The following is a 19,985-nucleotide window of genomic DNA, read 5'->3' on the forward strand; positions in this document are numbered from 1 at the left end:
GACGCGACGAAGCCGGCCGCCGGTCCCGACAGGGAAACCGCGGCCGGGCCTACTCAAGACACGCAGGAGCAAGTGGTGATCGAAGAGACCCTCCTCGAGGCCGAGGAGAAGATGGAGAAGGCCGTCGTGGTCGCCAAGGAGGACTTCGCCGCGATCCGCACCGGCCGTGCGCACCCGGCGATGTTCAACAAGATCGTGGCCGATTACTACGGCGCGCCGACGCCGATCAACCAGCTGGCCTCGTTCTCCGTGCCGGAGCCGCGCATGGCCGTCGTGACCCCGTTCGACAAGACCGCGCTGCGCAACATCGAGCAGGCGATCCGTGACTCCGACCTGGGCGTCAACCCGAGCAACGACGGCAACATCATCCGCGTGGTGTTCCCCGAGCTCACCGAGGAGCGCCGCCGCGATTACATCAAGGTCGCCAAGGGCAAGGGCGAGGACGCCAAGGTGTCCATCCGCTCCGTGCGCCGCAAGGCCAAGGACGCCATCGACAAGCTGATCAAGGACGGCGAGGTCGGCGAGGACGAGGGCCGTCGTGCGGAGAAGGAGCTCGACGACACCACCGCGAAGTACGTGGCGCAGGTGGACGAGCTGCTGAAGCACAAGGAAGCGGAGCTGCTCGAAGTCTGATGAACGACACTTCCTGGGGAGCGCCGCGGCAAGCCGGGTTCTGGGGGCCCGCGGACGGGTCACCCGCCCATCAGGGACCCGTCCCGGGGACCGCCCCGCCGGGTCCCGCGTACGATGCGCATGACGCCCAGCGGACCCGCCCCATGCCCGTCGTGCCCGCTCACGGCGGAAACCAGGATGACGATCGGGGTGCCGCCCAGCCGGGCGGCTCCTCGTACCGCGACGACACGCCGCAGCCGCCGCACCAAGCGCCGCGGCAGTGGCCCCTCGACACGCCGCAGACACCGTCCTTCCACGGGACGGCGTCGCAGAATCCGGAGCCCATGCCCGACGCCCCGCAGCCGGCGCCCGCGCCGCAGAAGAAGAGCGCGGGTCGCGATCTGGGCGCCGCCATAGGCGTCGGCCTCGGGCTCGGCGCGCTGATCGTCGTGTCGCTGTTCGTCGTCAAGGCCGTGTTCGTGGGTGTCATCGCGATCGCGGTCGTGGTCGGCCTGTGGGAGCTCACCAGCCGGCTCGACGAGCGCAAGGGCATCAAGGCGCCGCTCGTGCCGCTGGCGGTCGGCGGTGCGGCCATGGTGGTCGCCGGATACGTCCGGGGTGCCGAGGGCGCCTGGGTGGCGATGGCGCTGACCGCGCTCGCGGTCCTGGTCTGGCGGATGACGGAACCGCCGGAGGGCTACCTGAAGGACGTCACGGCCGGCGTCTTCGCGGCGTTCTACGTGCCGTTCCTGGCCACGTTCGTCGCGATGATGCTGACCGCGGACGACGGCCCGCGCCGCGTGCTGACCTTCCTCGTGCTCACGGTGGTCAGCGACACGGGCGCGTACGCCGTCGGCTGGCGCTTCGGGCGCCACAAGCTCGCCCCGCGCATCAGCCCGGGCAAGACCCGCGAGGGTCTGTTGGGCGCGGTGGCCTTCGCGATGGTGGCCGGCGCGCTGTGCATGCAGTTCCTGATCGACGACGGCGCCTGGTGGCAGGGCCTGCTGCTCGGCCTCGCGGTCGCCGCCACCGCCACCCTCGGCGACCTCGGCGAGTCCATGATCAAGCGGGACCTGGGCATCAAGGACATGGGCACCCTGCTCCCGGGCCACGGGGGCATCATGGACCGCCTCGACTCCCTGCTGCCCACCGCGCCGGTGGTCTGGCTCCTGTTGGTCCTCTTCGTCGGCTCCGCCTGAGCCCACGACCACCGAGCCCCCACCCCGCCGGGTGGGGGCTCGACGCCGTTCACCGCGTGGACCACCTGCCGGGCCTGACGCTAAGGTCCAGCCATGGGGCAGGCTCGGCTGGGGGATGACGGCACCTATCACGGTGATCTGCGGTGCCGATGGTGCGAGGCCCTCCTCAAACAGGACGGACGGCGCAAGCCACGGCTGTACTGCGGTGCCTCGCATCGCACGAAGACGTACGCTGCCTGGGTCGGCGCACTGATCGCCGGCCTCTTCTGACCCCGGCCCCCGGCTGTCCACAGCCGACTGGGCCACCCGAGTGGATCTGCGACACTGGTACCACCATGCCCAAGCCCGGAGAACTCACTTTCGTCGCCCCGCGCGGTGCCAAGAAGCCGCCGCGGCACCTTGCCGACCTGTCGCCCGCTGAGCGCAAGGAGGCCGTCGCCGCGATCGGCGAGAAGCCGTTCCGTGCCAAGCAGCTGTCGCAGCACTACTTCGCGCGGTACGCGCACGACCCGGAGCAGTGGACCGACATCCCCGCCGGATCCCGCGCCAAGCTCCAGGAGGCGCTGCTTCCCGAGCTGATGACGGTCGTACGGCATCTGTCGACCGACGAGGGGACCACCCGCAAGACGCTGTGGCGCCTGTTCGACGGCACGCTCGTGGAGTCGGTGCTCATGCGCTACCCGGACCGGGTGACCATGTGCATCAGCTCGCAGGCGGGCTGCGGCATGAACTGCCCGTTCTGCGCCACGGGACAGGCCGGGCTCGACCGGAACCTGTCCACCGCCGAGATCGTGCACCAGATCGTGGACGGGATGCGCGCCCTGCGGGACGGAGAGGTCCCCGGTGGTCCCGCGCGCCTGTCGAACATCGTCTTCATGGGCATGGGCGAGCCGCTCGCCAACTACAACCGCGTCGTCGGCGCCATCCGCGCCCTGACCGACCCCGAGCCGGACGGACTCGGCCTGTCCCAGCGCGGGATCACCGTCTCGACGGTGGGTCTGGTCCCGGCCATCCACCGGTTCTCCGACGAGGGCTTCAAGTGCCGCCTCGCCATCTCCCTGCACGCACCGGACGACGAGCTGCGCGACACGCTCGTCCCGGTCAACACACGGTGGAAGGTGAGGGAGGTGCTCGACGCCGGATTCGAGTACACCGCCAGGTCCGGGCGCCGGCTGTCCATCGAGTACGCGCTGATCCGGGACATCAACGACCAGGCATGGCGCGGCGACCGGCTCGGCCGGCTACTGAAGGGCAGGCCGGTGCACGTCAACCTCATCCCGCTGAACCCGACGCCCGGCTCCAAGTGGACCGCGTCCCGCCCCGAGGACGAGAAGGCGTTCGTCGAGGCCATCGCCGCCCACGGTGTGCCGGTGACCATCCGGGACACCCGCGGTCAGGAGATCGACGGCGCATGCGGTCAGCTGGCTGCCACCGAAAGGTAGCCGGACGGTAGGCTGATACCGCACACATCTTCATATTCCGACAGGGGAGCGCCACAGCGCTGAGAGTGCGGCACCGGCCGCAGACCCTCTGAACCTCGCCCAGGTCATTCTGGGTAGGAAGTTCGGTCATCACTCAAGCTGTTGTGCCCTGCCCGGGTGTCCCTCGCGGATCCCGGGCAGGGCCGCGTCTCTTCCTGGCCAACCCCCAGGAGGACTTCAGTGCACACCAAGACGTTCGCCGCCGTGGCGGTCGGGCTCGGCCTGGTCACGCTGTCGGCGTGCGGTTCGTCGCCGGGCGGGAAGAGTTCGGCCGGCTCCAGAACGGTGACCCTGGTCAGCCACAACTCGTGGGCCGCGTCCAAGAGCGTCATCGCGGACTTCGAGAAGAGCTCCGGCTACAAGGTCAAGGTCCTCGAGGACGGCGACGCCGGCCAGGCCGTCAACAAGGCCATCCTCACGAAGGGCAACCCGCAGGGCGACGTCTTCTTCGGCGTCGACAACACGCTGCTGTCCCGCGCCCTGGACAACGGGCTGTTCCAGTCGTACGAGCCGAAGGGTTCGGACCTGATCCTGCCGCAGTACCGCGTCGACGAGGCGAAGCACCGGGTCACGCCCATCGACACCGGCGACATCTGCGTCAACTACGACAAGAAGTACTTCGCCGACCACAAGCTGACCCCGCCCGCCTCGTTCGACGACCTGGTCAAGCCGGAGTACAAGAACCTCCTCGTCACCGAGAACGCCGCCACCTCCTCGCCCGGCCTCGGCTTCCTGCTCGGCACCGCCGCCCAGTACGGGGACAAGGGCTGGCAGGACTACTGGAAGAAGCTCAAGGCCAACGGCGTCAAGGTCGTCGACGGCTGGGAGCAGGCCTACAACCAGGAGTTCTCCGGCTCGGCCGGCGGCAGGAAGGCCAAGGGTGACCGTCCCCTCGTCGTCTCCTACGCCTCCTCGCCGCCCGCCGAGGTCATCTACGCCGACCCGCGGCCGAAGACCGCGCCGACCGGCGTCGTGCAGGGCACCTGCTTCCGCCAGGTCGAGTACGCGGGACTGCTCGCCAACGCCGGGAACACCGAAGGAGGCAAGGCCTTCCTGGACTTCCTGATCACCAAGAAGTTCCAGGACGACATGCCGCTGAACATGTTCGTCTACCCGGTGCGCGAAGGCGCCCAGGTGCCCCCGGAGTTCGCGAAGTACGGCCCCCAGGCCAAGAACCCCCAGACCATGGCCCCCGCCGAGATCGCCGCCAACCGTGACCAGTGGGTCAAGTCGTGGACCTCGCTCGTCCTCAGGTAGGCCGCGGACGCGGCCGCCGTACGGGGAACGCGGCGCGGCTCGGCCTCATGGCCGTGCCCGTCGCGTTCTTCGCGGCGTTCTTCGCCTATCCCGTGGTCGCGATCGTCCGGCGCGGCCTGGAGGTTGACGGGGCCTGGCGGATGGGGCGGATCGCCGATGTGCTCGGGCAGTCCGACATCCGGCACGTGCTGTGGTTCACCACCTGGCAGGCGCTCGCCTCCACCGCGCTCACCCTGCTCGTAGCCCTGCCCGGCGCCTATGTCTTCGCGCGTCTCGACTTCCCCGGCCGGCAGGTCCTGCGGGCCGTCGTCACCGTGCCGTTCGTGCTGCCCACGGTCGTGGTCGGCACCGCGTTCCTCGCGCTGGTCGGGCGCGGCGGCCTGCTCGACGAACTGTGGGGCGTGCGGCTGGACACCACGGTCTGGGCGATCCTGCTCGCCCACGTCTTCTTCAACTACGCCGTCGTCGTACGGACCGTGGGCGGCCTGTGGGCGGGGCTCGACCCGCGCCAGGAGGAGGCGGCCCGGATGCTCGGCGCCTCGCCGCTCGCCGCCTGGCGCAAGGTCACCCTGCCCGCGCTCGCGCCCGCGGTCGCCGCCGCCGCACTGATGGTCTTCCTGTTCACGTTCACCTCCTTCGGTGTGGTGCAGATCCTCGGCGGCCCGACCTTCTCCACCCTCGAGGTGGAGATCTACCGGCAGACGTCCGAGATCTTCGACCTGGCCACCGCCGCGGTCCTGACGATCCTCCAGTTCGCCGCGGTGGGCGCGATCCTCGTGGTGCACGCCTGGACCGTGCGGCGCCGGGAGACCGCGCTGAAGCTGGTCGACGCCTCGTTGACCGCCCGCCGGCCGCGCGGCGCCGGGCAGTGGATGCTGCTGGCCGGGGTCCTCGCCACCGTCGCCGTCCTCCTCGTGCTGCCGCTCGCCGTGCTGGTGCAGCGGTCGCTCACCGCGCCCGGGTTCGGCTACTACCGGGCGCTGACGAACGCGGACGGCGGCACCTTCCTGGTCGCGCCGATCGACGCCGTCGGCACCTCCCTGGGCTATGCCGCCGCGGCGACCGCCATCGCCGTGGTGATCGGCGCGCTCGCCGCCGCGGCCCTCACCCGGCGCGACGCAGGCCGGCTCGTACGCGGCTTCGACGCGCTGCTGATGCTGCCGCTCGGGGTCTCCGCGGTGACCGTCGGCTTCGGCTTCCTGATCGCCCTGGACCGCCCGCCGCTGGACCTCAGGCAGTCCTGGATCCTGGTCCCGCTCGCGCAGGCCCTGGTCGGCGTGCCCTTCGTCGTACGGATCATGCTGCCCGTGCTGCGCGCGGTGGACGCACGGCTGCGGGAGGCTGCGGCCGTGCTCGGGGCCTCGCCGTGGCGGGTGTGGCGGGAGGTCGACCTGCCCCTGGTACGGCGGGCGCTGCTGATCGCCGCCGGGTTCGCCTTCGCGGTGTCACTGGGGGAGTTCGGGGCGACCGTGTTCATCGCGCGGCCCGACAACCCGACGCTGCCGGTCGCCGTGGCACGGCTCATCGGCCGGCCCGGCGACCTCAACTACGGCCAGGCGATGGCCCTGTCGACGATTCTGATGATGGTGTGCGCGGTGGCGCTGCTGGTGCTGGAGCGGCTGCGCACCGACCGGAGCGGGGAGTTCTAGATGCTGCTGAGCCTTGAGGCCGCGACCGTGCGCTTCGGCGGGCGGGCCGCGCTGGACGCGGTCGGCCTGTCGGTCGCCGAGCACGAGATCGTGTGCGTGCTCGGACCCAGCGGCAGCGGCAAGTCGACGCTGCTGCGCGCGGTGGCCGGGCTTCAGCCGCTGGACTCCGGGCGGGTGCTGCTGGACGGGCGGGACCAGGCGGGGGTGCCGGTGCACCGGCGTGAGGTCGGGCTGATGTTCCAGGACCACCAGCTGTTCCCGCAGCGGGACGTGGCCGGAAACGTCGGCTTCGGGCTGCGTATGCACGGCGCGGCGAAGAGTGAACGGGACACCCGTGTGGGGGAGTTGCTGGAGCTGGTCGGACTGCCCGGCGCCGGGCGGCGGGCCGTGGCCGCGCTGTCCGGCGGGGAGCAGCAGCGGGTGGCCCTCGCCCGTGCGCTCGCCCCCCGGCCCCGGCTGCTGATGCTGGACGAGCCCCTCGGCCAGCTCGACCGCTCGCTGCGGGAGCGTCTCGTCGTCGAACTGCGGGAGCTGTTCGGGCGGTTGGGCACCACCGTGCTCGCCGTCACGCACGATCAGGGCGAGGCCTTCGCCCTCGCCGACCGGGTCGTGGTGATGCGGGACGGCCGGATCGCCCAGTGGGGCACGCCGCTCGAGGTGTGGCAGCGGCCGGCGGACGCCTTCGTGGCCCGTTTCCTCGGCTTCGAGAACGTGGTGGAGGCGAACGTGGAAGGCGAGGTCGCGGGCACCCCGTGGGGCAAGGTGCCGGTCCCCGACGGCTCGGCCCAGGGCACCCGCACCCTCCTCGTCCGGCCCGCCGGAGTCCGCCTCGTCCCCGCCGCCGAGGGACTGCCCTGCACGGTGACCGCCCGCACCTTCAAGGGCACCCACGTCACCGTCCACCTCCAGCCCGACAACGCCCCCCGCCTGGAGGCGGCCTGCGCGCTGCGCGCGGCACCGGAGGTCGGGGACGAGGTGGCCGTGGAGTTCGACACGACCGAAATCGTGGTGCTCGATCGACCGCAGGGCACCTAGTGTGCGGGCATGACGCTGCTTTCCTACGACCGTTACTGTGACGAAATCGCTCACCAAGTCGACGAGTTGCGCTCCCTGCTCGCCTCCGGCGCCGATCTGTCCGGCACCGTGCCGACCTGTCCGGACTGGACGCTGGAAGAGCTCGTACGGCATATCGGCGGGGCCCTGCGCTGGGTGGAGGCGCTGGTCCGGACCCGCGCGCTGGAGAACGTCCCGGACGACGCGGTCCCGCTCGCCAAGGGGCCGAAGGAGCAGGGCGACCCGGCCGCGCTGGACGCCTGGCTGGCGGAGACCGGCCGGATGGTCGTCGACGCCCTCCGCGAGGCCGGACCGGACACGAAGGTGTGGACCTGGGCCGGGATCCTCGACACCCGCTTCTGGGCCCGTCGTATGACCCACGAGATCACGATCCACCGTGCCGACGCGGCGCTCGCCGCGGGCCGGCCCTACGAGGTCGCCGCGGACGTGGCCGCCGACGCCGTCGACGAGTGGCTTCAGATCGTGGAGTTCATCCAGCGGAAGAAGCCGACCCCGGATGCCCCGGAGCTGCGCGGTCCGGGCCGCAGCATCCATCTGCACGCCACCGACGGCGATCCCGGGCTGAACGCCGAGTGGGTCATCGAGCTGACCGAGGAGGGCGTCACCTGGCGCCGCGGTCACGAGAAGGCGGCCGTCGCCCTGCGCGGGCCGCTCACCTCCGTGCTGCTCGCGTTCTATCGCCGGCTGCCCCTGGACAGCCCCGAGCTGGAGGTGCTCGGCGAGCGGGAGCTGCTGGAGTTCTGGCTGACGCAGGCGACCTTCGGGTGAACGACCGTGGCCCGCCCCCGAGTTCGGGGACGGGCCAGGGGTGGTGCGCTGGTGGGGCGTCAGCGGTTGCTGTTCGCTCCACGGCGGCGCATGCCGAAGAAGACCGCGCCACCGCCGACGACGACCAGGGCGGCCGCGATGCCGGCGATCATGCCGGTGTTGGAGTCGGCACCGGTCTCGGCGAGGTTGGAGTCACCGACCGCGGGCGACGGAGCGTTGTTCTCGGTGCCGGCGGGAGCGGTGGTGCTCTCCGAGGCGGACGCGGTCGGGGCCGCGGACTCCGACTCCGACGGCGACTCGGACGGGGCCTCCGACTCCGTCGCCGACGGGGCCGGCGTCTCCGGCGCCGACGGCGTGGCCGGAGTGCTCGGGCTCTCCGTCTTGCAGGCCGTGGACGGAGTGGTCAGGTTCGGCTTGATGTCCTCGTTGACCAGCTTTCCGTCCTTGCCGGCCTTGACGTGGATGCGGTAGGTGGCGTTCGGCTGCCAGTCCTCGGCGAAGGTGATCGTGGTGCCCTCACGGGAACCCTTCACCGTGAGTTCACCGACCTCGCGGGCGTCGGCGCCGTTGTTCTGGAGGAACACCGAGACGACGGCCTCGGTGCGAGAGGGGTCCTTGTCGGTGACGACGATGACGCCCTTCTCGCCGTCGCACTTGGCTTCGGCGGAGAACTCCTTGATGTTGCAGGCGAGCGCGTTGCCCGCGGCGCCGAGAGCGAGAGCGGCGGACGCGGAGGCGACACCGAGGATGCGCACGGTGCGTGCGGTACGACGGGATATGGACAAGATGGCCACTTTGCCCTTCACGGGATGCCCAATTGCGGGGGGTTTGAGGGGTGTTGAGGCAACGACGAAGTTGAGCTCCCAGTAACCCCAGGAGGCTCAGGTTTATAAGCGCTCCGGCGGGAGTGTCAATCCGTAGGCCCCTGAGCGGCGTTGACTTTACCTCATTATTAACTAGGCAAATGTTTCAACGTGTTGGCATGAGTCCGGGCGGGTGCCGACGCACCCGCCCAGACCCTCCCGCCCTCAAGCCCCGTGGGCTCAGCCCTGCACCGCAGCCGGGTCCATCCACATGACCTCCCAGGTGTGGCCGTCGAGGTCGTCGAAGGCGCGGCCGTACATGAAGCCCTGGTCCTGGGCCTCGCCGGTCGCGGTGCCACCGGCCGCGATCGCCTTCTGCACCAGTTCGTCGACCTTCTCGCGGCTCTCCGCGCTCAGGCAGATCAGCACCTCGCTGGACTTCGTCGAGTCCGCGATCTCCTTCTTGGTGAAGTTGGCGTAGTGCTGCTTGCTGAGCAGCATCGCGATGATCGTGTCGCTGATGACGACGCAGGCGCATTCGTCGGTGGAGAACTGGGGGTTGATGGTGTAGCCGAGTTCGGTGAAGAACCTCCTGGACGCGGCCACGTCGTTCGTCGCCAGGTTCACGAAGATCATCTGTTGGTACATGGCGGGGTCTCTCCCATCGCGGTTCGTTGCCGTTCTCAGGGGTAGACCCGGGGTCCGCGGGCAACTCATCGGCGGCCCCGGGATTTCTTTCGCGCGTCTTCTCCGGAGCGGGCGGGCCGGTGGCTCAGGGGGCCAGCGGCAGGGCGGCGAGATCGGCGACCACCAGGGTCAGCGGGATGAACAGGGCCAGCAGGGCGCCGCAGCGCAGGAGGGCCGCGGAGCGCAGCACCGCGGCCGGTGCGCCGAGCCGCAGCAGCGCGGCGATGGCGTCGGCACGGGACTGCCTCGCCTCGACGGCGGCGATCAGCAGGGTGGTCACGGCGCAGCCGGCGACGAGCAGCGTGCCCAGCGTCGTCAGCGGGCCGAGCGCCCGTGCGGTGCGGTCGTAGGCCGCGATCACGGCGTACGACCCCGACCCCACCGCGCAGACCACGCCCAGCGGGCGGCCGATGCGACCCGCCTCCTCCATCAGGACGCGCCCGGCCAGGAGCCGCAGGGCGCCTGGGCGCGCGGACTGGAGCACGCGGCCGCACAGGTGGGTGAGCCCGGGGCCGGCCAGGGCGAGGCCGAGGGCGGTCATCAGCCAGCCGACGAGGACCGGGACGGAGCCGGACGCCAGGCCGCCGGGGAGGGCCGGGCCGGGGACGGCGCCGGGGGTGGCGCGTCCGGCGTACGTCTCCACGGTCAGTCCGGCGGCGAGTACGGCGATGCCCCAGGGGAGTCCGGTGGGTGGCTGCCGAGGGGCCGGGGGCCGGAGGGGGTCGGTGTCGTCGTGCGCGGGTTCGTGACCGGCGTCCTGGGGGGCGCCGGACAGGTCGTCCCCGCTCAGGCCGGCCTCGCCCGCAGCGGCGCCGGACAGGTCGTCCCCGGTCCGCACCGTGCCGTCCGCCGTGTCCTGGGGCCGGACCGCGCACGCCGTCGCCGACCGGTCCTGCGTCGCCGACCGGTCCTGTCGTCCGGTGGCCCGGTCGCCCAGGCGTGCCCCGAACCGGCCGTACGCCCCGAACGTCTCCCGCGTGCCGGTGCGCCGGTACGCCCCGAAGCGGCCGTACCTCCGGCCGGTGTTCCGGGCCGTCGTGGGCCTCGCCTCCCGGGGGCACAGCACCAGGGCGACCGCCACCGAGGTGAGGACGGGGACGACGGTCAGCAGCGTCAGCACGGCCGGCACCGGCAGGGGCTCCCCGGCTGCCAGGAAGGCGGGTGCCGCGCCGTCGAACGGCAGTTCCGTGCCGTCGCCGCGCAGGTACATGAAGACCAGCAGCGCGAGCAGCGAGCCGAGGCCGCAGGCCAGGGCGGTCGTGGCCGCCGAGACGGCCATCAGACGGCCCGGGCCGAGACCGAGCGCCGACAGGCCCGACCGGGGACGGGTCCCCGGGTCGGTGCGGGCCACCGCGACCGCGAGGTACACCGTCGCGGCCAGGGGCAGCACGCACCAGGACAGGCGCAGCCCCGCGGCGGCCGAGTGCTCCGGGTGGCCGAGCGCGTAGCCGAGGCTGGACAGCAGCAGGAAGCCCGTGCCCGCCGACGCCGCCGCGACCGTCAGGCGGCGCAGCTGGACGCCCGGGCGGGCGACGCGGATCAGGCGGAGAGCGAGCACGCGGCCCGGCCTTCCGCGGTGTCGCCGACCGGGGGCAGGTGCACGGTCTTCACGCACCGCCCGTCGAGCACCGCCACCGTCCGGTCCGCGAAGGCCGCGGTCTCCGGGTCGTGGGTGGCGAGCACGACCGTGATGCCGTGCGAGCGGGCCGCGGTGGTGAGCGTGCGCAGCACGTGGGCGCGGTCGGCGCGGTGCAGCGGGGCCGTCGGCTCGTCGGCGAACAGCACCGTGGGGAAGGGGGCGAGCGCACGGGCGATGCAGACGCGCTGCCGCTCGGCCTGGCGCAGCCGGTGCGGGCGCATACGGGCCAGGTCGCCGACGTCGAGGCGCTCCAGCCACTCCTGGGCGGCCACCTTGGCCCGCCGCCGGCTCGTGCCGCGCAGCATCAGGGGCAGGGCCGTGTTCTCCCAGACGTTCAGCTCCGGTACGAGCACGGGCGCGGGGTCGACCCAGCCGAACCGGTCGCGGCGCAGCCGCTCTCGGGCCAGCGGGCCCAGGGTGTGCACCGGGACGCTGTTGAACCAGACCTCGCCGCGCCGCACCCGCGTCAAGCCGGACAGGCACCGCAGCAGGGTCGTCTTGCCGCTGCCGCTCGGCCCGTTCACGGCGAGGATCTCGCCCTGCGCGACACCGAGGGAGACGCCGCCGAGGGCGGGTGAACCGTCGTCGTGGGTGTAGTGCAGGGCCCGCGCCCAGAGCACCTCGTTGTCGGGTGGGACGTCCATGGGCGTACACCTCGGTTCTCATCGGGAATGCCGTGCCGTGTCCCCCGTACGGGCGAACGAGTGTGAAGACCTCGGGTCACGGGGCCGGTCCGACGCAGAGTGACGCGTCAAGGGCACGCTAGGCAGCGCCTGGGGAGAGCCCGGACAGCACACGGCCCCGGGCCGCCGTTTCCCACTCGAACGGACGGCACCGGGGCCGGTGTTGATCAGCTGATCGCAGGTGTGCGCCTTTCGCGCGGCGGTCGGGCCGCCGCGGTCACAGCTTGGTCCACGCCTCCGATAGGGTCGCGCGCAGGATCTGCTCGATCTCGTCGAAGGTCTCCTGGTTGGAGATCAGCGGCGGGGCGAGCTGGACGACCGGGTCGCCGCGGTCGTCGGCACGGCAGTACAGGCCGTTGTCGTACAGCGCCTTGGACAGGAAGCCGTACAGGACGCGCTCGGTCTCCTCGTCGTTGAAGGACTCCTTGGTGTTCTTGTCCTTCACCAGCTCGATGCCGTAGAAGAAGCCGTTGCCGCGGACGTCGCCGACGATCGGCAGGTCGTGCAGCTTCTCCAGGGTGGAGAGGAAGGCGCCCTCGTTGTCCAGCACGTGCTGGGTGAGGTTCTCGCGCTCGAACAGGTCGAGGTTGGCCAGGCCCACCGCGGCCGAGACCGGGTGGCCGCCGAAGGTGTAGCCGTGCAGGAAGGTGTTGTCGCCCTTGTAGAAGGGCTCGGCCAGGCGGTCGGAGATGATGCACGCGCCGATCGGGGAGTAGCCCGAGGTCATGCCCTTGGCGCAGGTGATCATGTCCGGCACGTAGCCGAACTTGTCACAGGCGAACATGGTGCCCAGGCGGCCGAAGGCGCAGATGACCTCGTCGGAGACGAGCAGCACGTCGTACTGGTCGCAGATCTCGCGCACCCGCTGGAAGTATCCGGGCGGCGGCGGGAAGCAGCCGCCGGCGTTCTGCACCGGCTCCAGGAAGACCGCGGCGACCGTGTCCGGGCCCTCGAAGAGGATCTGCTGCTCGATCTGGTCGGCGGCCCAGCGGCCGAAGGCCTCCGGGTCGTCGCCGAAGATCGGGGCGCGGTAGATGTTGGTGTTCGGGACCTTGTGCGCGCCCGGCACCAGCGGCTCGAACGGCGCCTTCAGGCCCGGCAGGCCGGTGATGGACAGGGCGCCCTGCGGGGTGCCGTGGTAGGCGACCGCACGGGATATGACCTTGTGCTTGGTGGGCTTGCCGGTCAGCTTGAAGTACTGCTTGGCGAGCTTCCAGGCGGTCTCGACGGCCTCACCGCCGCCGGTGGTGAAGAAGACCTTGTTCAGGTCGCCCGGAGCGTAGTCCGCGAGGCGCTCGGCCAGCTCGACGGCCTTGGGGTGGGCGTAGGACCAGACGGGGAAGAACGCCAGCTCCTGCGCCTGCTTGAACGCGGTCTCGGCCAGCTCCGTGCGGCCGTGACCGGCCTGGACCACGAACAGACCCGCGAGACCGTCGAGGTAGCGCTTGCCCTTGTCGTCGTAGATGTAGGTGCCCTCGCCGCGCACGATCGTCGGCACGGGGGCGTTCTCGTACGAGGACATGCGGGTGAAGTGCATCCACAGGTGATCGTACGCGGTACGGCTGAGGTCCTTGCTCACGGTTATCGGGTTCCCCACATGTAGGTCTGCTTCTTGAGCTTGAGGTAGACGAAGCTCTCGGTGGAGCGCACGCCGGGCAGTGCCCGGATGCGTTTGTTGATGACGTCCAGCAGCTGGTCGTCGTCCTCGCAGACGATCTCGGCGAGGATGTCGAACGAGCCCGCGGTCATCACCACGTACTCGACTTCCGACATGCCGGTCAGCGCGTCTGCCACGGACTCCGTGTCGCCCTCGACGTTGATCCCGACCATCGCCTGCCGGCGGAAGCCCACGGTGAGCGGGTCGGTGACGGCGACGATCTGCATCACGCCCTGGTCGAGCAGCTTCTGGACGCGCTGGCGCACGGCCGCCTCGGACAGGCCGACGGCCTTGCCGATGGCGGCGTACGGACGGCGGCCGTCCTCCTGCAACTGCTCGATGATGGCGAGGGAGACGGCGTCCAGGTGCGGGCTGCTCCCGTTCCTGGACTCGCGGGAGTCCCTCTGCTCTGCGCTTCGACTGGGCACGACCTCACTGTGCACGACGTATCGACAGTTCCGCAAGGCCGATGCGATGAAATTCGTTGTTTGCGAGACCGAGACGTGCGGATTTCGCAGAACTCGCGGTGGCGGGGGTGTTGAAAACGTGGCCCTCCGGACTAGGGTGGGTGCCTCAGCGATGGGACATCTTGAACAGGATCAGGAGGGCCGGCAGTGAGCACCGAGCTGCGTCGTCTGCGCAACTACATCGACGGTGAGTTCCGGGACGCCGCCGACGGACGGACCACCGAGGTGGTCAACCCCGTGACGGGCGAGGCGTACGCGACCGCGCCGCTTTCCGGGCAGGCGGACGTGGACGCCGCCATGGCGGCCGCGGCCGCGGCCTTCCCGGGCTGGCGCGACACCACCCCGGCGGAGCGCCAGAAGGCCCTGCTGAAGATCGCGGACGCCTTCGAGGAGCGCGCCGAGGAACTGATCGCGGCCGAGGTGGAGAACACGGGCAAGCCGATCGGGCTGACCCGCTCCGAGGAGATCCCGCCGATGGTCGACCAGATCCGCTTCTTCGCGGGTGCGGCCCGGATGCTCGAAGGCCGCTCGGCCGGCGAGTACATGGGCGGGCTGACCTCGATCATCCGCCGTGAGCCGATCGGCGTCTGCGCGCAGGTCGCGCCATGGAACTACCCGATGATGATGGCCGTGTGGAAGTTCGCCCCGGCCCTCGCCGCGGGCAACACGGTCGTCCTGAAGCCGTCGGACACCACCCCCGCCTCCACGGTCCTGATCGCCGACATCATCGGCTCGGTCCTGCCCAAGGGCGTCTTCAACGTCATCTGCGGGGACCGCGACACCGGCCGTCTGATGGTGGAGCACCCGACCCCGGCGATGGCCTCCATCACCGGTTCCGTGCGCGCCGGCATGTCGGTCGCCGAGTCGGCCTCCAAGGACCTCAAGCGGGTCCACCTGGAGCTGGGCGGCAAGGCCCCGGTCGTGGTCTTCGAGGACACCGACATCGACAAGGCCGTCGAGGACATCTCGGTCGCCGGCTTCTTCAACGCCGGCCAGGACTGCACGGCCGCCACCCGCGTCCTCGTCCACGAGTCCATCCACGACGCGTTCGTCTCCGCGCTCGCCAAGGCCGCGGCCGAGACCAAGACCGGGCAACCGGACGACGAGGACGTCCTGTACGGCCCGCTGAACAACCCCAACCAGCTCAAGCAGGTGGCCGGCTTCATCGAGCGGCTGCCCGCCCATGCCAAGGTCGAGGCCGGTGGCCACCAGGTCGGCGACAAGGGCTACTTCTACGCCCCGACCGTCGTCTCGGGCCTGAAGCAGGACGACGAGATCATCCAGAGGGAGGTCTTCGGCCCGGTCATCACCGTGCAGTCCTTCTCGGACGAGGACCAGGCCGTGGAGTGGGCCAACGGCGTCGAGTACGCGCTGGCCTCCTCGGTGTGGACCAAGGACCACTCCCGCGCCATGCGGATGTCCAAGAAGCTCGACTTCGGCTGCGTGTGGATCAACACCCACATCCCACTGGTCGCCGAGATGCCGCACGGCGGCTTCAAGAAGTCCGGCTACGGCAAGGACCTGTCGGCGTACGGCTTCGAGGACTACACGCGGATCAAGCACGTCATGACGTCGCTCGACGCGTGACGCCGACCGCGTGTCACTGACCGCGTGTCACTGACCACGTGACGCGCTGATCGCGTGGCTCGCCCGCTCGCGGCCCCGGACGGAGGACGGACCGTCCGGGGCCGCGGTGTGTCCGGGGCCGGGCGGGGCCGGGCGGTGGTCGACGCGGTGTGTCCGGGCCGGCCGTGGTCGACGCGGTGTGTCCGCGGCCGGGCCGTGATCGACAAGGTGTCGGCTCCCTCCCGGCGTGTTCGACGCTGCGTCCATTGTCCGGCCGCGGACACGAGCGGCATCCTGGGCCGGTGCCCAAGACTCCGAAGACGCCCCCGCTCTCCCGCCGCTCCCTGTTGCGTGCCCTGGGCGGCACGGCCGCGCTCGGTGCGCTCGCCGGCTGCGGGGTGCCCGCCGCGTACGTCCAGCCCGGTGACCGCGCCATCCCGGACATCTCCGCCACCGATCACCGGCTGACCTGGGCGAACTGGCCGCTCTACATCGACACCGACGACAAGAACCCGAACAAGCGGCCCACCCTGGAGGCCTTCGAGAAGCAGACGGGCATCGCCGTCGACTACGTCGAGGAGATCAACGACAACGACGAGTTCTTCGGCAAGATCAGCCCGTCCCTGATGAACCATCAGGACCCGGGCCGCGATCTCATCGTGATCAGCGACTGGCTGTGCGCGCGGTTCGTCCGGCTGGGCTGGGTGCAGGAGATGGACCGCGCCCGTCAGCCGCAGGTGGCCAAGTATCTCGACCCGCTGCTGCGCGACCCCGCCTTCGACCCGGGACGCAAGTACACGATGCCGTACCAGTCGGGCATCACCGGCATCGCCTACAACCGCCGCAAGCTCGGCCGCGAGATACGCCAGGTCTCCGACCTGTGGGCGAGCGACCTCAAGGGCCGGGTCACCCTGCTGTCCGGCCTGGACGAGGCGTTCGCCCTGCTGATGCAGGCCAACGGCGTGGACATCACCAAGTGGCGGACGCAGGACTTCGACAAGGTCTGCGACCAGGTGGAGCGGCAGGTCCGCAAGGGCCACATCCGCCGCTTCACCGGCAACGACTACACCAAGGACCTGGTCAGTGGGGACGTCCTGGCCTGTCAGGCCTACTCGGGCGATGTGATCCAGCTCCAGGCGGACAACCCCGACATCCGCTTCGTCGTGCCCGAGGAGGGCGCGGAACTGTGGTCGGACTCCTGGATGATCCCCAACCGGGCCGGCCACAAGGCCAACGCGGAGCGCCTGATCGACTACTACTACGACCCCGAGGTGGCCGCGGAGCTCGCCACCTGGGTCAACTACGTCTGCCCCGTCCCGGCGGCCCAGGCCGTGCTCGCCGACTCCAAGGACCAGGACACCGCCGAACTCGCCGAGAACCCGCTGATCTTCCCCGACGCCACCATGCGCGAGCGCCTCGCCATCGCCCGCGACATGTCCTCCGAGGAGCGCGTGGACTTCGCCAAGCGCTGGAACGCCATCGTGGGTCTGTAGCAGACTCGACTGCGTGACGCACACGCAAAGCGACCAACTGGTGGGCCCCGCCGTCACGTTCGGGCTGCTGGCGGCCTGGGCCCTGCACGACGTGGAGGAGTTGGCCGCCGTGCCGGGCTGGCAGCGGCGCGGCGTACCGGTGCTGCGGGAGCGCTTCCCGGGGGTGCCGGAGGCGGTGTGGCGGCGACTCGGGTCCGTGGACGCGCGTGAATTCGCGGTGGCCGTGGGGATGATGGGCGCCATCGTCGCCGCCGCGTCCGCCTCGGGCCGGGCGACCGGCGGCCGTTCCGAGTTCTACCAGACAGCGCTGAACGCCTTCGGGCTGCACGGCCTGGTCCACCTGGCCCAGGCCGCCGCGGTGCGCGGGTACACCCCCGGCTCCGCGACCTCGCCCGTTGTGGTCGTCCCCTTCACCCTCTGGGCCCGCGCCCGTCTGCGCCGCGTCGGTGTCCTGCGCCCCACGCGTCCCCGCGACCTGGTCCTCGGCCTGGGCCTCGCGGGCGTGGCCGCGGTGGCATCGCACGCGGCGGCCCACCGGCTGCTGGGCGGACGGTCCGCCACCTGAGTGCCGCCGTCGCGATGCGTTCGGCCACCGGGTTCATCGACTCGCCCTGGGCGTCGGTGGAGTTGACCGAGGGGACGAGGGTGCGGCTCAGGTAGCGGGTCACGCCGAGCAGGGCGCTGTAGCCGTAGCGGGCGCCGGACTTGATCCAGCAGACCCGGCCGCCGTGCTCGAAGCGCTGGAGGCCCGCGCTGTAGGCGGCGCCCTCGATGCCCGCCGGGACCGTGAACATTTCCGGAAGATGCTCGGCGGGCTGGTGCCGAACACCCTTCAGGCGTGCGGCGCCGGGCGGATCGTCGCCGGGGAGGGCACTCGCCCCCGAGGCGTCCCGGAGCAAGTGCCGGACCGTACCGGGGGGTTGTCGGGGCCCGTCCCTGGCGTCCTGCGTCTGGATGGGGCCGGATCAGGGAGCCCGGCATGATCCGAACGAGAGGTCCTACGGTGCCGCGGTCTGCGCGGTGCGCAGGGTGTGCAGCAGGTCGACGCGGTTGGTCGTGATGGAGTCGGCGCCGAGGTCGAGGAGACGGCGCAGGGAGCGGCGGGTGTCGGGGGTCCAGACGGACAGCAGGTAGCCGTCGCGGTGGACGCGGGCGGCCAGGTCCCGGTCCACCAGGGTGAACCGGTAGTTCAGCCACCGTGGCCGCACCGCCTCCAGCAGCCCGGCCCGCGGGTGCGCCAGGCTCGTCCAGGTCAGCGCGATCTCGGCGGCCGGGTCGGCGGCGCGCACCGCGAGCATGGCCTCGGCGCCCGCGCAGTAGTACACGCGGTCCCGCGCCCCGCACGCGGCGACCACGCCGACGATCCGCCGCACCGCCCGCGGGCGGGCCGGGCCCGGCAGGTCGATCATCACCCGGCCGGTGCCCGTCGCGGCGAGCGCGTCCTCCAGCGTGGGCACCCGGCCGTCCGTCAGGTCGCGCAGCTCTGCCGCGGACAGCGCGTGCAGCGGCCGGTCGTGGGCCCACAGCCGCTTCAGCGACTCGTCGTGCAGCAGCACCGGAACACCGTCCCGGGTCAGCCGTACGTCGATCTCGACCGCGTCCGCGCCCTGTACGAACGCGGAGCGCAGCGAGTCGACGGTGTTCTCGCGGAAGCGGTAGGGGTCGCCGCGGTGCGCCACGGCGGTCACGGTCTGCATGGGCCCCATTGTGTCCCGCCGTGTCCCGCTCAGGGCGCGAGCCACCGCGCGGTGTAGGCGTCGATCTCCTCCACGATGCTCGCCTTGCCGGCCGCGTCCAGGAAGGAGGCGTGCACCGCGTTCTTGGCCAGCTCGGCCAGGCCCCGCTCGTCGAGGTCGAGCAGCCGGCCGGCCACGGCGTACTCGTTGCTGAGGTCGGTGCCGAACATGGGCGGGTCGTCGGAGTTGACCGTGACGAGCACCCCGGCGCGGACGAACTCCTTGATGGGGTGTTCCTCCATGGTGCGCACGGCCCGGGTGGCGATGTTGGAGGTGGGGCAGACCTCCAGCGGGATGCGGTGCTCGGCGAGGTGGGCGAGCAGCTTCGGGTCCAGGGCGGAGCTGGTGCCGTGGCCGATGCGCTCGGCGCGCAGCTCGGTCAGCGCGTCCCACACCGTCTCGGGCCCGGTGGTCTCGCCCGCGTGCGGGACGGAGCGCAGCCCGGCGGCGATGGCCCGGTCGAAGTAGGGCTTGAACTGGGGCCGCGGTACGCCGATCTCCGGCCCGCCGAGCCCGAACGACACCAGGCCCTCGGGGCGCAGCCGGTCGTCGGTGGCGAGCCGGATGGTCTCCTCGGCCGATTCGAGACCGGCCTCACCGGGGATGTCGAAGCACCAGCGCAGTACGGTCCCGAACTCGGCCTCGGCCGCCTTGCGGGCGTCCTCGATCGCGTCCATGAAGGCGCGCTCGTCGATGCCGCGCCGGGTGGAGGAGAACGGCGTGATGGTGAGCTCCGCGTAGCGCACCTGCTGCCGGGCCAGGTCGCGGGCCACCTCGTAGGTCAGCAGCCGGACGTCCTCCGGGGTGCGGATCAGGTCCACGACGGACAGGTACACCTCGATGAAGTGGGCGAAGTCCGTGAAGGTGAAGTAGTCGGCCAGGGCCTCGGGGTCGGTGGGCACCTTGGAGTCGGGGTGGCGGGCGGCCAGCTCGGAGACGATCCGGGGGGAGGCGGACCCGACGTGGTGCACGTGCAGTTCGGCCTTGGGCAGTCCGGCGATGAAGGCGTGCCGGTCGCGCGGCGCGTGCGGGTCGAGCAGTGCGTGCGGGTCACGGGGTGCGTGCTGGTCGGTCAACGGGTCCCTCCCCGGGAAGGGCGCCGCGGGCCCTGCGGGCGCGGCGCGGGTGATCGGCTGATCGGTGAGCACCGTCATCGTAGGCGCATGCCTCGCCGTGGCCGCGGGCCGCGTTCCCGACCGGGGGCGGTGCCGCCC

18 protein-coding genes are annotated in these 19,985 nt (G+C 71.2%); 10 read left to right on the plus strand and 8 right to left on the minus strand.

Going from position 1 to position 19,985, the window contains the following annotated elements:
• Positions 1 to 75 precede the first annotated feature (75 nt).
• The 7 genes from frr (at position 76) to ACWC91_RS14500 (ending at position 8,040) form a co-directional block, all read left to right on the plus strand.
• Positions 76 to 633, plus strand: coding sequence for a ribosome recycling factor (frr, locus tag ACWC91_RS14470; protein ID WP_100571789.1), 558 nt, complete (start codon positions 76 to 78; stop codon positions 631 to 633).
• A complete protein-coding gene (locus ACWC91_RS14475) occupies positions 633 to 1,811 on the plus strand; it encodes a phosphatidate cytidylyltransferase (RefSeq protein ID WP_225079358.1) in 1,179 nt (392 codons plus the stop codon). The genes frr and ACWC91_RS14475 overlap by 1 nt, the downstream gene beginning before the upstream one ends.
• Positions 1,812 to 2,146: 335 nt before the next feature.
• The gene (gene rlmN / locus ACWC91_RS14480) at positions 2,147 to 3,253 is read left to right on the plus strand and encodes a 23S rRNA (adenine(2503)-C(2))-methyltransferase RlmN (RefSeq protein ID WP_225079357.1); all 1,107 of its coding nucleotides are present in this window, start codon (positions 2,147 to 2,149) and stop codon (positions 3,251 to 3,253) included.
• 219 nt (positions 3,254 to 3,472) lie between these two features.
• A complete protein-coding gene (locus ACWC91_RS14485; RefSeq protein WP_281154302.1) occupies positions 3,473 to 4,549 on the plus strand; it encodes a thiamine ABC transporter substrate-binding protein in 1,077 nt (358 codons plus the stop codon).
• A 47-nt stretch (positions 4,550 to 4,596) separates the two neighbouring features.
• Positions 4,597 to 6,198, plus strand: coding sequence for an ABC transporter permease (locus ACWC91_RS14490; RefSeq protein ID WP_450642438.1), 1,602 nt, complete (start codon positions 4,597 to 4,599; stop codon positions 6,196 to 6,198).
• On the plus strand, positions 6,199 to 7,233 hold the full coding sequence (locus tag ACWC91_RS14495) for an ABC transporter ATP-binding protein (protein WP_450642437.1): 1,035 nt from the start codon (positions 6,199 to 6,201) through the stop codon (positions 7,231 to 7,233). It begins immediately after the preceding gene.
• A gap of 9 nt (positions 7,234 to 7,242) precedes the next feature.
• A complete protein-coding gene (locus ACWC91_RS14500) occupies positions 7,243 to 8,040 on the plus strand; it encodes a maleylpyruvate isomerase family mycothiol-dependent enzyme (protein WP_450642436.1) in 798 nt (265 codons plus the stop codon).
• 59 nt (positions 8,041 to 8,099) lie between these two features.
• On the opposite strand, the gene ACWC91_RS14505 is transcribed toward ACWC91_RS14500, so the two are convergent.
• The 6 genes from ACWC91_RS14505 to ACWC91_RS14530 all read right to left on the minus strand — a co-directional run bounded on the left by ACWC91_RS14505 (position 8,100) and on the right by ACWC91_RS14530 (position 13,952).
• Positions 8,100 to 8,825, minus strand: a complete 726-nt coding sequence (locus ACWC91_RS14505; protein WP_281154300.1) for an LAETG motif-containing sortase-dependent surface protein — start codon at positions 8,823 to 8,825, stop codon at positions 8,100 to 8,102.
• Between the two features lie 258 nt (positions 8,826 to 9,083).
• On the minus strand, positions 9,084 to 9,491 hold the full coding sequence (locus tag ACWC91_RS14510) for a VOC family protein (protein WP_225079351.1): 408 nt from the start codon (positions 9,489 to 9,491) through the stop codon (positions 9,084 to 9,086).
• Positions 9,492 to 9,615: 124 nt separating this feature from the next.
• A complete protein-coding gene (locus ACWC91_RS14515; RefSeq protein WP_225079350.1) occupies positions 9,616 to 11,088 on the minus strand; it encodes a hypothetical protein in 1,473 nt (490 codons plus the stop codon).
• Positions 11,070 to 11,813, minus strand: coding sequence for an ABC transporter ATP-binding protein (locus ACWC91_RS14520; RefSeq protein ID WP_225079349.1), 744 nt, complete (start codon positions 11,811 to 11,813; stop codon positions 11,070 to 11,072). Before ACWC91_RS14520 ends, ACWC91_RS14515 begins: the two co-directional genes overlap by 19 nt.
• A gap of 256 nt (positions 11,814 to 12,069) precedes the next feature.
• The gene (locus tag ACWC91_RS14525) at positions 12,070 to 13,449 is read right to left on the minus strand and encodes an aspartate aminotransferase family protein (protein ID WP_225079348.1); all 1,380 of its coding nucleotides are present in this window, start codon (positions 13,447 to 13,449) and stop codon (positions 12,070 to 12,072) included.
• Positions 13,434 to 13,952, minus strand: coding sequence for an Lrp/AsnC family transcriptional regulator (locus ACWC91_RS14530; RefSeq protein ID WP_141357882.1), 519 nt, complete (start codon positions 13,950 to 13,952; stop codon positions 13,434 to 13,436). The genes ACWC91_RS14525 and ACWC91_RS14530 overlap by 16 nt, the downstream gene beginning before the upstream one ends.
• Before the next feature lie 171 nt (positions 13,953 to 14,123).
• Between ACWC91_RS14530 and ACWC91_RS14535 the strand changes: the two genes are divergently transcribed.
• The 3 genes from ACWC91_RS14535 to ACWC91_RS14545 all read left to right on the plus strand — a co-directional run bounded on the left by ACWC91_RS14535 (position 14,124) and on the right by ACWC91_RS14545 (position 17,600).
• Positions 14,124 to 15,563, plus strand: a complete 1,440-nt coding sequence (locus tag ACWC91_RS14535) for a gamma-aminobutyraldehyde dehydrogenase (protein WP_450642434.1) — start codon at positions 14,124 to 14,126, stop codon at positions 15,561 to 15,563.
• Between the two features lie 281 nt (positions 15,564 to 15,844).
• Positions 15,845 to 17,035 carry an ABC transporter substrate-binding protein gene (locus tag ACWC91_RS14540; RefSeq protein ID WP_281154296.1) on the plus strand — a complete coding sequence of 397 codons (1,191 nt, stop codon included), beginning with the start codon at positions 15,845 to 15,847 and terminating at the stop codon, positions 17,033 to 17,035.
• 13 nt (positions 17,036 to 17,048) lie between these two features.
• A complete protein-coding gene (locus ACWC91_RS14545; protein WP_450642432.1) occupies positions 17,049 to 17,600 on the plus strand; it encodes an HXXEE domain-containing protein in 552 nt (183 codons plus the stop codon).
• A gap of 433 nt (positions 17,601 to 18,033) precedes the next feature.
• On the opposite strand, the gene ACWC91_RS14550 is transcribed toward ACWC91_RS14545, so the two are convergent.
• On the minus strand, positions 18,034 to 18,732 hold the full coding sequence (locus ACWC91_RS14550) for a glycerophosphodiester phosphodiesterase (protein WP_225079344.1): 699 nt from the start codon (positions 18,730 to 18,732) through the stop codon (positions 18,034 to 18,036).
• Positions 18,733 to 18,761: 29 nt separating this feature from the next.
• Positions 18,762 to 19,925, minus strand: a complete 1,164-nt coding sequence (locus ACWC91_RS14555; protein ID WP_225079343.1) for an adenosine deaminase — start codon at positions 19,923 to 19,925, stop codon at positions 18,762 to 18,764.
• Positions 19,926 to 19,985 lie beyond the last annotated feature (60 nt).

It is taken from the genome of Streptomyces sp. NPDC001204 (assembly GCF_053598035.1).